Origin of the sequence: Phenylobacterium sp., assembly GCF_044358365.1 — a bacterium.
GTDB lineage: Bacteria > Pseudomonadota > Alphaproteobacteria > Caulobacterales > Caulobacteraceae > Phenylobacterium.
The window spans coordinates 1-13,361 of the sequence record NZ_JBIKNZ010000084.1; the positions used below are offsets into that span (position 1 = coordinate 1).

The 13,361-nt window shown below is 64.9% G+C and carries 10 protein-coding genes; 3 read left to right on the top strand and 7 right to left on the bottom strand.

Translation table 11 applies throughout. The features are described from left to right. Nucleotides 1–91: 91 nt before the first annotated feature. Nucleotides 92–2,989, top strand: coding sequence for an excinuclease ABC subunit UvrA (gene uvrA / locus ACIQ3B_RS16310; RefSeq protein WP_397404429.1), 2,898 nt, complete (start codon nucleotides 92–94; stop codon nucleotides 2,987–2,989). A 109-nt stretch (nucleotides 2,990–3,098) separates the two neighbouring features. Here the strand turns inward: uvrA and ACIQ3B_RS16315 are convergent, their stop codons facing one another. Continuing rightward, complete coding sequence (locus ACIQ3B_RS16315; RefSeq protein ID WP_397404431.1) at nucleotides 3,099–5,375, bottom strand: alpha/beta hydrolase family protein; 2,277 nt, start codon at nucleotides 5,373–5,375, stop codon at nucleotides 3,099–3,101. Nucleotides 5,376–5,562: 187 nt separating this feature from the next. On the opposite strand from ACIQ3B_RS16315, the gene ACIQ3B_RS16320 reads away from it, so the two are divergent. Next, the gene (locus ACIQ3B_RS16320; RefSeq protein WP_397404433.1) at nucleotides 5,563–6,174 is read left to right on the top strand and encodes a glutathione S-transferase family protein; all 612 of its coding nucleotides are present in this window, start codon (nucleotides 5,563–5,565) and stop codon (nucleotides 6,172–6,174) included. On the opposite strand, the gene ACIQ3B_RS16325 is transcribed toward ACIQ3B_RS16320, so the two are convergent. Then, nucleotides 6,165–7,352, bottom strand: coding sequence for a hypothetical protein (locus ACIQ3B_RS16325; RefSeq protein ID WP_397404435.1), 1,188 nt, complete (start codon nucleotides 7,350–7,352; stop codon nucleotides 6,165–6,167). The genes ACIQ3B_RS16320 and ACIQ3B_RS16325 overlap by 10 nt on opposite strands. A gap of 188 nt (nucleotides 7,353–7,540) precedes the next feature. On the opposite strand from ACIQ3B_RS16325, the gene trmFO reads away from it, so the two are divergent. Continuing rightward, nucleotides 7,541–8,917 (top strand): methylenetetrahydrofolate--tRNA-(uracil(54)-C(5))-methyltransferase (FADH(2)-oxidizing) TrmFO, encoded by a 1,377-nt coding sequence (gene trmFO, locus ACIQ3B_RS16330; RefSeq protein ID WP_397404437.1) that lies wholly within the window; start codon nucleotides 7,541–7,543, stop codon nucleotides 8,915–8,917. A gap of 280 nt (nucleotides 8,918–9,197) precedes the next feature. On the opposite strand, the gene ACIQ3B_RS16335 is transcribed toward trmFO, so the two are convergent. From ACIQ3B_RS16335 to secD, 5 genes are all read right to left on the bottom strand, one after another. Beyond that, nucleotides 9,198–9,872, bottom strand: coding sequence for a squalene/phytoene synthase family protein (locus tag ACIQ3B_RS16335; RefSeq protein WP_397404439.1), 675 nt, complete (start codon nucleotides 9,870–9,872; stop codon nucleotides 9,198–9,200). Nucleotides 9,873–9,933: 61 nt separating this feature from the next. After that, nucleotides 9,934–10,539 (bottom strand): urate hydroxylase PuuD, encoded by a 606-nt coding sequence (locus ACIQ3B_RS16340; RefSeq protein ID WP_397404441.1) that lies wholly within the window; start codon nucleotides 10,537–10,539, stop codon nucleotides 9,934–9,936. An 81-nt stretch (nucleotides 10,540–10,620) separates the two neighbouring features. After that, nucleotides 10,621–10,980, bottom strand: a complete 360-nt coding sequence (locus ACIQ3B_RS16345; RefSeq protein WP_397404442.1) for an Mth938-like domain-containing protein — start codon at nucleotides 10,978–10,980, stop codon at nucleotides 10,621–10,623. A 4-nt stretch (nucleotides 10,981–10,984) separates the two neighbouring features. After that, nucleotides 10,985–11,956, bottom strand: coding sequence for a protein translocase subunit SecF (secF, locus tag ACIQ3B_RS16350; protein ID WP_397404444.1), 972 nt, complete (start codon nucleotides 11,954–11,956; stop codon nucleotides 10,985–10,987). Nucleotides 11,957–11,970: 14 nt separating this feature from the next. Further along, nucleotides 11,971–13,361, bottom strand: a 1,391-nt coding sequence (secD, locus tag ACIQ3B_RS16355; RefSeq protein ID WP_397404446.1) for a protein translocase subunit SecD, incomplete at its 5' end; no start/stop codon positions are given.

A 13,361-nucleotide genomic window follows, 5' to 3' on the forward strand; every position in this document is an offset into this window, starting at 1 on the left:
TCCGTTCCCGTGTTATCCCTGAGTCTCACCGACTACAATGTTTGCCCGCAGAGATGACGTTTTCGCGGGCTCTACCTGGACCCGGGACAGTATGGCCGACCTGCATAACCAGATCCGCGTGCGCGGCGCGCGCGAGCACAATCTGAAGAACGTCAACGTCGACATCCCGCGCGGTGAGCTGGTCGTGCTGACCGGGATGTCAGGGTCGGGCAAGAGCTCGCTGGCCTTCGACACCATCTACGCCGAGGGCCAGCGGCGATACGTCGAAAGCCTGTCGGCCTATGCCCGCCAGTTCCTGGAGCTGATGAGCAAGCCCGACGTGGACCTCATCGAAGGCCTCTCACCCGCCATTTCCATCGAGCAGAAGACCACCAGCCGAAATCCCCGCTCCACGGTGGGCACGGTCACCGAAATCCACGACTACATGCGCCTGCTGTGGGCGCGGGTGGGCGTTCCCTATTCGCCGGCCACCGGCCTGCCGATCGAGAGCCAGACCGTCTCGATGATGGTCGACAAGCTGAACGCCCTGCCCGATGGCACGCGCCTCAACCTGCTGGCGCCTGTCGTCCGCGGCCGCAAGGGCGAGTACCGCAAGGAGTTCGCCGAGTGGCAGAAGGCCGGCTTCCAGCGGGTCAAGGTCAATGGCGAACTGATGCTGATCGAAGACGCACCGGTCCTCGACAAGAAGTTCAAGCACGACATCGATATCGTCGTGGACCGGATCGTCACCAAGCCTGGCCAGGAAACCCGCTACGCTGACAGCCTCGAAACCGCCCTGCGGCTGGCGGACGGGATCGCCGTGGCGGAATGGGCCGACCTGGCCGAGGGCGAGACGATGCCCCAACGCCTGCTGTTCTCCGAGAAGTTCGCCTGCCCGGTCTCCGGATTCACGATCAGCGAGATCGAACCCCGGCTGTTCTCATTCAACAATCCCTACGGCGCGTGCCCGGTTTGCGACGGCCTGGGCGCCAAGCTGGCCTTCGACGCCGACATGGTGATCCCCGACAAGGACAAGAGCCTGCACAAGGGCGCCGTCGCCCCCTGGGCCAAGGGCCCCTCGCCACTCTACACCCAGACCCTGCAGGCCTTGAGCCGCCACTACGACTTCTCGATGGACGAGCCGTTCTGGAAGCTGCCCGAGACTGCGAAAAACGTGGTGCTCTATGGCTCCGGCTCCGAAAAGATCCGCTTCATCTATGACGACAACGCCCGGAAATATGAGGTCAACAAGACCTTCGAAGGCGTGCTGCCCAACCTGGAGCGCCGCTGGCGCGAGACGGACAGCGCCTGGGTTCGGGAAGAACTGGGTCGCTACCAGTCCGAGACCCCGTGCCTCGCCTGTGAGGGCTATCGTCTGAAGCCCGAGAGCCTGGCGGTTAAGATCGCCGGCGAGCACATCGGCATGGTCTCCAGGCTGGCGATCCGGAAGGCCCAGGCCTGGTTCGAGGATCTCGAGACGAAGCTCACCGACAAGCAGATGGAGATCGGCCGCCGGATTCTGAAGGAGATCAACGATCGCCTGCGGTTCCTGGTCAATGTGGGGCTGGACTACCTGAACCTCAGTCGCAATTCCGGCACGCTGTCCGGCGGTGAGAGCCAGCGTATCCGCCTGGCCAGCCAGATCGGCTCGGGCCTGACGGGCGTGCTCTATGTGCTGGACGAGCCCTCCATCGGCCTGCACCAGCGCGACAACGCCCGCCTATTGATCAGCCTCAAGGGCCTGCGCGATCTCGGCAACTCCGTCCTCGTCGTCGAGCACGACGAGGAAGCGATCCTGACCGCCGACTATGTGATCGACATGGGCCCCGCAGCCGGCGTCCATGGCGGCGAGGTGATCGCCCAGGGCACCGCCGCCGACATCATGGCCGAACCGCGCAGCATCACCGGCCAGTATCTATCGGGCGTGCGCGAAATCGCGGTTCCCGAAGACCGCCGGCCGATCACCAGCAAGAAGCTGCGCGTCGTCGGCGCCACCGGCAACAACCTGAAGAACGTCACCGGCGAGATCCCGGTGGGCACGCTCACCTGCATCACCGGCGTCTCCGGCGGCGGCAAGTCCACCTTCACCATCGAAACCCTCTACAAGGCCGCCGCGCGGCGTCTGCACAACGCCTCGGACGCGCCCGCCCCGCATCAGCGGATCGAGGGGCTGGAAAACTTCGACAAGGTCATCGACATCGACCAGTCGCCCATCGGCCGCACCCCCCGGTCAAACCCGGCCACCTATACCGGCGCCTTCCAGCCGATCCGCGACTGGTTCTGCGGGCTGCCGGAATCCAAGGCGCGCGGCTACGGCCCGGGCCGGTTCAGCTTCAACGTCAAGGGCGGGCGCTGTGAGGCCTGCCAGGGCGACGGGCTGATCAAGATCGAAATGCACTTCCTGCCCGACGTCTACGTCACCTGCGATGTCTGCCACGGCAAACGCTACAACCGCGAGACGCTCGAGGTCCTGTTCAAGGGCAAGTCCATCGCCGACGTGCTGGACATGATGGTCGAGGAGGCTGCAGAGTTCTTCAAGGCCGTGCCGGTGCTGCGCGAGAAGATGCTGACGCTGAAGCGGGTCGGCCTGGGATATGTGAAGGTGGGCCAGTCCTCGACCACGCTGTCAGGCGGCGAGGCCCAGCGCGTGAAACTCAGCAAGGAACTCTCGCGGCGCGCCACGGGCAAGACCCTCTACATCCTCGACGAACCCACCACAGGCCTGCACTTCGAGGACACCCGGAAGCTGCTGGAAGTGCTCCACGAGCTGGCCGATCAGGGCAACACCGTGGTGGTCATCGAGCACAATCTCGACGTCGTGAAGACCGCAGACTGGATCCTGGACTTCGGCCCGGAGGGCGGCGACGGCGGCGGCGAGATCGTGGCGTTCGGCTCACCCGAGGACGTGGCGGCCAATCCGAGAAGCTGGACGGGCAAGTACCTGGCCGAACTGCTGGAACGGCACCGGGAACGGAGCGGCGCGCGGAAGAAGCAGTTGGTCGGGGCCTAGAGCCGGTCCGTTTCAGATGGAACCATCTGAAACGGATAAACAGGCTCGTTTTCATACGTTTAGAGCGCGACAGGCGTTTGAACCGGTATCCACTTCAAGCTGTCTCGCTCTAGCTGCCGCCCGGCGCCACACCCACATTGTCCAGGGCAATGGCGCCCCGCCTTGACCGGTCGAAGTCGAACCGCACCGTCTTGAGCCGGGCCAGATCCAGCTTCGGATTAGCGGCCGCGAACTCAGCCAGCGGCAGTCGGTAGCGACGCATAACCACCTCCGCCATCTTGCCATCGTCGATCTCAGGGAAGCGGCGCGTCTGACCCTTGATCTGGGGATAGAGCACCTGATCGCGGGAGAGCGGCACGCGGGCTTCCACGCCGTTCACGTCCTCCAGCACAATCGTCCAGTCCAGCGGCCCTGCCTTGGGCGGCTTGGCTTTCGACTTGGGCGGCTTGAACCCGTCCGGCAGGCTCGAAATCCCCGCATCGGCGGCGCTGAACACCAGGGCCGCACCGGGCCCGGCCGCATCGGCCGCCAGACCGAGGTCGATGGCATAGCTGGCCGTCGCCTTGGACACGCGATCATCCCAGCCGATCTGGGCCACCTGGCTGTCCAGCGGCCGCACCTTCAGGCCGACGTCAGCCTCCCGCCATACGGAGAGGTTCCTGCCCGTGATCTGCGCGCCGGGCGAGGTGGCCGATCCCGGATTGCCGTCCTCCTCGAATGTCGCCGCCCAGACCGTCGCACCGTCGGCATAGTCAGCCGCGAGATAGCCCTTCGGCAGCCATGCCGCGCCCCGGCGGGGATCTGCGAACAGCGGCCTGTAGCCCTCGCGCCCCATCAGGGTGGTTTGCAGGAAGGCGGAGAAATAGACCCGGGCGATCTGACGCTGCGCCTCAGGGTCCAGGATCGATCGCTTGTCCAGCACCGGCCAGGGCAGCCCCATGTCATCTCGGCCCCAACCGGTGTTGAACTGGCCGTGGTTCGCGTCCTTCACGTAGAGCTGGGCCTTGAAGGCCGGAACCTCACCTGAGAGCTGGTCGCGAGAAAACTGCGACGAGCCCATGAACGAGGTGACATCCCCATCCAGGCTGCCGTGGATGACGAAGTAGTTCACATCCTTCAGCGGCGTCGGGCGGTCACGCGGGCGGTACTGGCCGTCCACCGGCGCAATGGCCACCACCGCGCCGATATTGAAGCCATAGTTGAAGGCCTGGGTGGCGTCGTCCGGATAGTGATCCAGCTTGTTGAACGCTGCAGCCACCGCGACCGCCTCGCCGCCGCGCGAGTGACCCATCAGGCCGATCCGGTTCATGTCGACCTTGCCGTAGAGCGGATGGGCCGGATCGGCGTTCCAGCCCCGCCACTGCACCAGATGCTCCAGCAGCATCCAGCCGCGCGCATCGTTCTCCTTTGACGGTCGGCTGTCGATCGGATCGACCATATCGCTGAGCGAGGAGTTCAGGAAGTTCTCGTCCACCGAGACCAGAATGAAGCCCTGGCTGGCCAGCAACTCACCCAGGTAGGCATAGCCGGCGTCGGAGAAGTCCTCCATCGCGTGATTGCCGTGCACGATCAGCACCAGCGGGAATGGCCCTGGCCCGTCCGGCGCCCAGACCCGGCCCTGCACCGGGAAGCGTTTCGGATCAAAACCCCAGTAGAGCGTGCGGAACCAGCCGACGGGTCCGTCCCACTCCTTGTCGAGCTTCGAACCATCGACCGACCGGGAACGCCATTTCGCCTTGCCGGCATATTCGGGACGATGACGATCAGCCCCGCCCCCGTAGGTCATGTAGCGCACCTTGTACGGGCCGGGACGCCCCGGGTCGGGCAGATCGAGCGTCACGCCGGACAGCTGATAGTTGGCCAGTATCGGATTGGGCTCCTTCGGCGTCCGCGCCATGCCGACGACCAGCGTCGCGATGGCTGCCAGACCCAGGCCCAGGAACACCACAGATCCATAGGGCCGCCCTGCCCGTCCGCGCCGCACCAGGGCCGTCCCGGCTCCCGCGATCAAGCTGACCCCCACGATCAGGAGGGCCGAGGCGATGGCCGCCCCCTTGTTGTCCCAGACGTTGATCAGAATCATGACGGTCAGCGGCAGGGCCAACGCCAGGCCCAGTCGATAGCCGGGCCGCAACAGATTCAGCACCAGGAGCGCCAGCAGCGCGCCTAGCCCGGCCAGCACCAGCGCGCCCACCATCGCCGCCAGTCCGGCCACCTTGCCCACTGCGAAGTCAGGCAGGACATCGTGGAGCAGGAACGAGAGGAAGATGAACACCCAGAAGCCGATCAACCCCCAGGTCGCGCCCGCCCAGGCTGCCTCAGAAGGCGTGCAAACCCGCGCGATCCAGCGCCACGCCGGCTTCAGACGCGCCAGGATACGCTTCATGTTTTTCCCCGCTCTCGCACGCCTGCAGATTTCACTGACCGTCGCGGCAAGTCGACCTTGTATTTGCACCCCGGCGTTCGACAACGCCATTCACCGCGCCCGGTTCAGATCGGCCTGACACTCCAAGACCCTTCCCACGCCACGGCGTTCCCAATAGCGTCCGCACCAAACCTGCAGGAGACGACCCTTGATCCTCTATGGCGCGCCCAACCCCGCCCCGAACCCCCGCCGCGTGCGTATCTTCATCGCTGAGAAGGGGCTCGACCTGCCAGAGACGCTCGTCAACATGATGAAGCGCGAACACAAGAGCGACGAGCATCGGGCCAGAAACTCGCTGGGCCAGATCCCCACCCTGGTGCTCGACGACGGGACGGCGATCTCGGAGACCGTCGCCATCTGCCGGTATCTGGATGAAACCAACCCCGGCGGCGCCCTGTTCGGCACGACGCCGCTGGAACGCGCCCAGGTCGACATGTGGATCCGCCGGGTCGAGTTCGTGCTGATGAACCCCGTCGGCATGTTCTGGCGCCATGCCCACCCCCGCACCGCGGCGCTGCTGACGCAGTTCAGGGACTTCGGCGAGTCGAACCGCGCGAATTACCAAGGCAGTCTGAAGTGGCTGGATCGTGAGTTGGCCGAAAAGCCGTTCATCGCCAGCGAGACCTATACGATGGCTGACATCTGCGCGCTTTGCACCATCGACTTCGCCGACTGGATCGGCCTGCCGGTCGGCGACGATTTCCCGAATGTGAAAGCCTGGCACGCCCGGGTCACGGCGCGGCCCAGTGCTCAGGCCTGAGCGGCGGCCCGTACGGGGAGGAAGGCGTAGATCAGGGCGACCAACGGTAGAAACGGCAGCAGCACTGCGGTCAGCCAACCCGGTATTCCCGCGCTACGGCCTCGCTTGGCGGTGGACAGCAGTAGCATAAGGTTGAGCGGGATGGTCAGGGCGAATAGGCCAAGCACCTCGGCGCCGGCCGCCGCAGAAGGATCGCCGAACAGGCTCACCGCGATCACCAGCCCCGCCCCGAACACCACAAGGACCATGAAGCTCAGGAACCAATACCCCAAAGCCGACCAGTGATACAAGGCGCTGATCGCGCCAGACCAGCTGGAGAACGCCTCGTCATAGGTGGCGAAGAACGGGTGGATGCCGTACTCGGCCGGGCGCAGGTCGGGCGCAGCATAGGCTGGGTCAGCGTCCAGCCTGTCCACCTCGCGCTGGGCCACCGCGAACGGCGCATAGATCATCACGATCTGCAGCACCTGTAGCAAGAACTGCATGATCAGAGTGATTACGGCGGCGATCGCCGAAACCGGGGTCAGGCGCGAAATGTCCTGGATCGCCGCCTGGCCGCCCGAAAGCTTCACGACCAGCACGCTGATTAAGCTGAAGCCGACATAGAGCGCGACATAAAACACCACTGCCAGGCTGATCATCCCCAGCAGCGGCCAGAAGCGGCCCTTGGTCTCTGTCCAAGCCTTGCGGAACGCGATACGACCATCGACGAAGACCATCGGCAACAGCAGGCATAGCCGCACGCCGATCCAGACAGCGAAGCCCAAGGTAATCGCTGCAGTGATGAACACTCCGACTGTGCCGCTCTGGGCCGCACCAGTCGAGAACACCACGCCCACGATCCCGGACACCGCATAAATTCCAACGCATGCCAGATTGGCGAGCGTCAGGCGCAATTCGTCATGGCTCAGGTGCAGATGGGCGAACCCCGGTTCAGCGGGACGCAGTACCAGACGCATCACCCCGGCCGCGATCAGCGACATCAGCAGCGCCGTCATCCCCAGCACCAGGATGAACGCCGGCCATGACTGGGCCAGCATGTCGCCCAACGCCGCCGGATCGCCGTTCAGTAGCTGGCCCTTCTGCGCCAGGCCGATGAACTGCGGACCCAACAGTGCCATCATGGTCAGGCCGATCAGCAGGATGCCGCCGAAATAGACCGCACTCCATGCAAGCATTACGCCTGGATGACTCCGGATTAGACGGAACCCCTCAAGCGCGGCATTGCTCGGCGAAAATCGTGACATCTCATTCTGCGGCCCCAAACGACTCGGCCCGCCCCTTCGAGGAAAACCTTGCCTTGCGCGGGTCAACACCCGCAAGGCCCCGCTCGCGATCCTTCGCGTTCGTTGCTAGTTAGCCACGCATGTCGATCAAACCCATACACGTCGTTGGCGGCGGGCTCGCCGGATCCGAAGCCACCTGGCAAGCTGCGGAGGCCGGTGTTCCGGTTATCCTGCACGAGATGCGCCCGGTGCGCGGCACTGACGCTCACCAGACTGACCACCTGGCCGAACTGGTCTGCTCAAATTCGTTCCGCGCTGACGACTGGACCGGCAATGCGGTCGGCCTGCTGCACGCAGAGATGCGCGCCCTGGGCTCGATCATCATGTCCTGCGGCGATGCGCACCAAGTGCCCGCCGGCGGCGCGCTGGCCGTGGACCGCGACGGCTTTGCGCAAGCCGTGACCGCCCGCCTTGAAGCCCACCCCCTGATCACCATCGCCCGGGAGGAAGTGGCGGGTCTGCCTCCCGTCGACTGGGACAGCGTGATCCTGGCCACCGGCCCCCTCACCTCTCCGGCGCTGTCCGCCGCCATCCTGGAACTGACCGGCGAGGGCCAGTTATCCTTCTTTGACGCCATCGCGCCCATCGTGAACCTGGACAGCGTCGACATGGGCGTGGCCTGGCGCCAGTCGCGTTATGACAAGGAAGGCCCTGGCGGAGACGCCGCCGCCTACATCAACTGTCCCATGGACAAGGACCAGTACGAGGCCTTCATCGACGCCCTGCTGGCCGGACCCAAGTCGGAGTTCAAGGATTGGGAGCATGTCCCCTACTTCGACGGCTGCCTGCCCATCGAAGTCATGGCCGAGCGTGGCCGCGAGACCCTTCGCCACGGCCCCATGAAGCCCGTCGGCCTGACCAACGAACATGACCCGCAGACCAAGGCCTGGGCCGTGGTGCAACTACGCCAGGACAACGCACTCGGTACGCTGTGGAACATGGTCGGCTTCCAGACCAAGCTGAAGCACAGCGCCCAGACCGACATCTTCCGGATGATCCCGGGGCTGGAGAAGGCGGTCTTCGCCCGGTTGGGCGGCCTGCATCGCAACACTTTCATCAACAGCCCGCGCCTGCTGGACGAAACCCTGCGCCTGAAGGTTGACCCGCGCCTGCGCTTCGCTGGCCAGGTCACTGGTGTGGAAGGCTATGTGGAGAGCGCCGCGGTGGGTCTGCTGGCCGGGCGGTTCGCTGCGGCGGAGCGTCAGGGCCAGCCGATCACGCCGCCGCCGCCGACCACCGCCCTGGGCGGCCTGGTGGGCCACATCACCGGCGGCCATCTGACTGGCGCAAAGGCCAGCTTCCAGCCGATGAACATCAACTACGGCCTGCTGCCCCCCATGGAACCGCCAAAGCGTGATGCCGAGGGCAACCGGCTCGGCGCAAAGGAAAAAACCCGGATCAAGAAGCGCATGATGGGCGACAGGGCTTTGGCGGACCTGGCGACGTGGGCGGGATAGCCTAAAGTCCCATGGCGGATAGCATTTGAGACGCAGAAAACCTCAATATATCCAATAGTTGGGTAAAACCCCTTCTCCCCTTGCGGGAGAAGGTGGCAGGCGAAGCCTGACGGATGAGGGGTTGATCACCCTATCCGGAGACCCTGCTGGTCTGCTGGAGCAATCGCAGCGCGACCCCTCATCCGACCTCGCTCCGCGAGGCCACCTTCTCCCACAAGGGGCGAAGGGACAGTACCGCCCTGAACGACGACGCATGAGCGACGCACCCAGAGCGAACGGCTCAGATCCGCCCCAGAGCGACCGCGATCGTCAGTCGCATCCGCTTGGCGACTTCAGACTTCGCGGGTCCTGAAGCCAGCACCAGGTGCGCCACCGCCGGAAACGCCGGGGCGCTCAGATGCCGTACGGCGGTCCGGGCCGTCGCCAGGGTCTGCTCGAACACGGACGTCAGTTCCGGCGTATCGGTCACCTTGCGGCTCAGCGCCCACGCCGAACCCGCCGCCAGCGCCATTTCGGAAGCCGACGTCGGGTCAAGAATCTCCACCGCCAGCGACGCCGTCTGGCCGCCGCAGTCGCGCGCCCAATCGAGTCCCTCCAGGGGGGTCATCGGTGCCAAATCCAGTTCGCGGTAGCGCGCGTCGATCATCGCTTCCAACGGACCTCGCGCCAGTCCCCGCCGGGCGATCACGGCCGCCAGCGCCTGGGCGGTCGGATGGCGGCGCACGGTGCGGCCCTCGAATGCCTCATCCAGCATCTCGCGCCACCAGGTCAGGCGGATTTCGCCAAGCAGCGGGTTGGACGCCACCCGCGGCGCCCGCGCCAGTTCATGGTCAAAGGCATAGAGGGCGATCACATCGGTCCGCGCCGCCTCGTCGGCGATGAACCGGCTGGACAGCCAGCGCTCGGGATCCACGCGCCGGATCAGGTCGTCGAGGTCTTCGGCGGCGGTGTCCATGGGTCCTCAACGAAAAAGGCCCGCCATAATGACGGGCCTGCTCGCAAATATCCGATGAATCCTAACCGAACATCGTCTGGTTCATGGTCATGGTCACCAGCATCGGCACCGACAGCAGCGTGTTGGTGCGCGAGAACAGCATCGCCTTGCGACCGGCCGCAGCCTTGGCGTCGGCGTCGCCCTCGACGATACCCAGCGCGATCTTCTGCGCCGGCCAGATGAACACCCAGACGTTGAAGAACATGATCGTCGCCAGCCACATGCCCACGCCGATGAAGGTGTGCTGCGGGACGACAAAGCCGTCCATGGCGCCCAGCGTCATAGCCTGCACGAAGTAGCCGCGGCTGATCGCCAGGATCACGCCCATCACCCAGGTCGCGAGCGCCGCATAGCGGAACCAGAACAGGGCTTCAGGGGCGATGTACTTGGTCACGCCCGGCTTCAGCTCGGCCGGGATCTCCGGCATTTTCCGGATCTGCACGAAGTTGAAATAGTACAGCAGCCCGATCCACAGGATGCCGAAGAAGGTGTGCAGCCAGCGGAACGCCGCCGTCCAGAAGGTGGCGTCCAGGCCGCCGTTGTGCGCCGCGTAGCCGCCGACCAGGATCAACGACAGCAGGAAGCTGACGATCATCGTGTTACGGAAATTGGCGAGTAGTCCTGCCATGTGAGTGCCCTTTTCGAGTCCCTGCCCTGACCTCAGCTATAGGCGGTTTCGAAGCCGGGCGGAAGCGACCCGCCAAAGGGATCAGACAGCAATCAGCGCCGCAGCGATCCGACGCCCTTCAGAGGTCAACAGATTATAGATCCGGGCGGCCGTCGGGGTATCCATGAACTCCAGCCCTATGCCCGCCAGTCGCAGGCCGTCACGCACCTCGCGGGACGGCAGCGCATTGCGCATGCCTGTGCCCAGCAGCACGAACTCCACCTCACCCGCGCCCGCAGACAGCACGGGCGCCAGCGCGTCCAGCGTCACGCCCGACATGTCGCTGACGGTCCAAAACGTTGCCTCGTCCCGCAGGATCAGGACCGAGCCATCGTGGCGCGCTCCGGCCAACCGGAACCCGCCGTCGCCGTAGGCGTCGATACTGGGCGCGTCGCGGGCCACCGGCCTAGCGCTGGACGATCGCGGACTTGGCCGGCTTGATCGGCTCGGCGGGCGCGTCACCGCGCTTCACGCCCCAGAGCAGGATCACAGGCGCAGCCACATAGATCGAGGAATAGGTGCCGATCACGATCCCGAACATCAGCACCACCGACATGCCGAACAATGTCGGCCCACCAAAGATGGCCAGCCCTGCCAGCGCCAGCAGCGCCGTCAGACCGGTGATCACCGTGCGTGATAGCGTCTCGTTGATCGACAGATCGATCACCTCACGCAGGGGCATGGTCTTGTACTTGCGAAGGTTCTCCCGCAGCCGGTCGAAGACCACCACCGTGTCGTTCATGGAATAGCCGATCACCGTCAGAATCGCGGCTACCGTCGACAGGCTGAACTCCAGCCCGGTAAAGGCGATCATCCCGAACGTCAGGAACACGTCGTGGAACAGGGCGACCACGGCCCCGACGCCGAACTGGAGCTCAAAACGGAACCAGATGTAGATCAGCATCAGGCCGATCGACAGCACCAGGGCCATCAGACCGGCCTGAAACAATTCACCTGAAACCTTGGGACCAACGACATCGGTTCGCTCAAAGCGGACGTCGCCCAGGGCCGCGCGGACCGCCGCCTTGACCTTGTCGACCGTCTGAGCAGGATTGGCGTCGGCGGGGGTCTGAAAGCGCACAAGCGCCTCTGTCGGCGACCCGAAGGCCTGTACCTGGACATCGCCCAGATTGAGGCGATCCACAGAGGCGCGCAGCGCACCGAGGTTCACCGCCTTGGGCGCAGTCGTCAGTTCCAGCACCGTACCGCCCTTGAAGTCGATGCCGCAGTTCAGGCCGCCGCAAGGCGGCTCAAAGGGCAACAAACCCCGGGTCAGCGCGGCCACGACAGCGATGGCCGAAAGGATGGCGGCGAACCGGGCGAACTTGACGAACTGGAAGTTCGTCTTGACCGGCAGAAGCTTGATCAGGGGCCACATTTTCATCTCTCGCCTTACGCGATCGGCAGGGTCTTGGGACGGGCGGTTCGGAACCACCAGGCCAGGAGCACCTGGGTAATGAGGACGGCGGAGAACACCGAAGTGAGAACGCCGATTGAAAGCGTCCAGGCAAAACCCTTCACCGGCCCGGCGCCGAACTGGAACATCATCAATGCAGCAAGCAGAGTGGTGAGGTTGGCGTCGATGATCGTGCTCATGGCCTTGGAGAAGCCGGCGTCCATGGCCATCACAACGCTGCGCCCTGCGCGGACCTCGTCACGCATCCGTTCATAGATCAGCACGTTGGCGTCCACGGCCACAGCCAGGGTCAGGATCAGACCCGCAATGCCGGGCAGCGTCAGGGTGGCCTGGGTGATGCTCATGGCCGCGAAGATCAACAGGCCGTTGACCAGAAGCGCCGCCACCGAGATGCCGCCAAACAACAGCCCGTAGGACAGCAGCATGAAGACCATGATCGCCACGAAGCCGACGATGGTGGAGATCTTGCCGGCCGCGATGGCGTCAGCGCCCAGCTCGGCGCCGACCGTGCGTTGCTCCTCGACATTCAGGCGCGTCGGCAGGGCGCCGGCGCGTAGCAGGATGGCCAGGTTATTGGCGCTTTCGGTCGTGAAGTTGCCGCTGATCTGGCCCGAACCGCCGGTGATTGGCTCGTTGATGTTGGGGGCCGAAACCACCTTGTTGTCGAGGACGATGGCGAAGCGCCGGCCCACGTTGTCGGTGGTGGCGTCACCAAAGCGGCGCGCGCCGTTGCCGTTGAAACGGAAATTCACGATGGAGCCGCCGCGCTGCTGGTCGAAACCGGCCTGGGCGTCGGTCAGCATCTCCCCCGTCACCAGGGCCCGGCGCTTGACCACGTAGTAGGGCTGGAAATCATCGCCCGGGATCAGCATGGAACCAGGAGGAACACGCCCGGCCACGGCCTGATTGATGTCCGCAGTCTCATCGACCAGGTGGAAGGTCAGTTTCGCCGTCTGGCCAAGAATGGACTTCAGTTTCTCCGGGTCGCTCTCGCCGGGCGCCGCCACCACGATCCGGTTCAGACCCTGGCGCGTGATGCTGGGTTCGCGGGTGCCCAGTTCATCGATCCGTCGGCGGATGATCTCCTGCGATTGTTCCACCGCCTTGGCGGCCTCGGCGGCGAACGCCTCGGGCACGAAAGCCAGTTGCAGGCGCTGATCAGCTTCGGTCGTCACCGTCACGTCCCGACCGCCGGCCACCCCGGCCAGTTCAGACCCGATGTTCTGACGAAGCTGGCGGGTCGCCGCAGGGATATCGTTCGGGTCGGTGATCCGGAGCACCACCGCGCCGCCCACCACCGCCAGGCCGGAGAAGGCGATCTTCTTCTCTCCCAGCTGGGTCCGGACATCCTCGACCATGTTGGTCA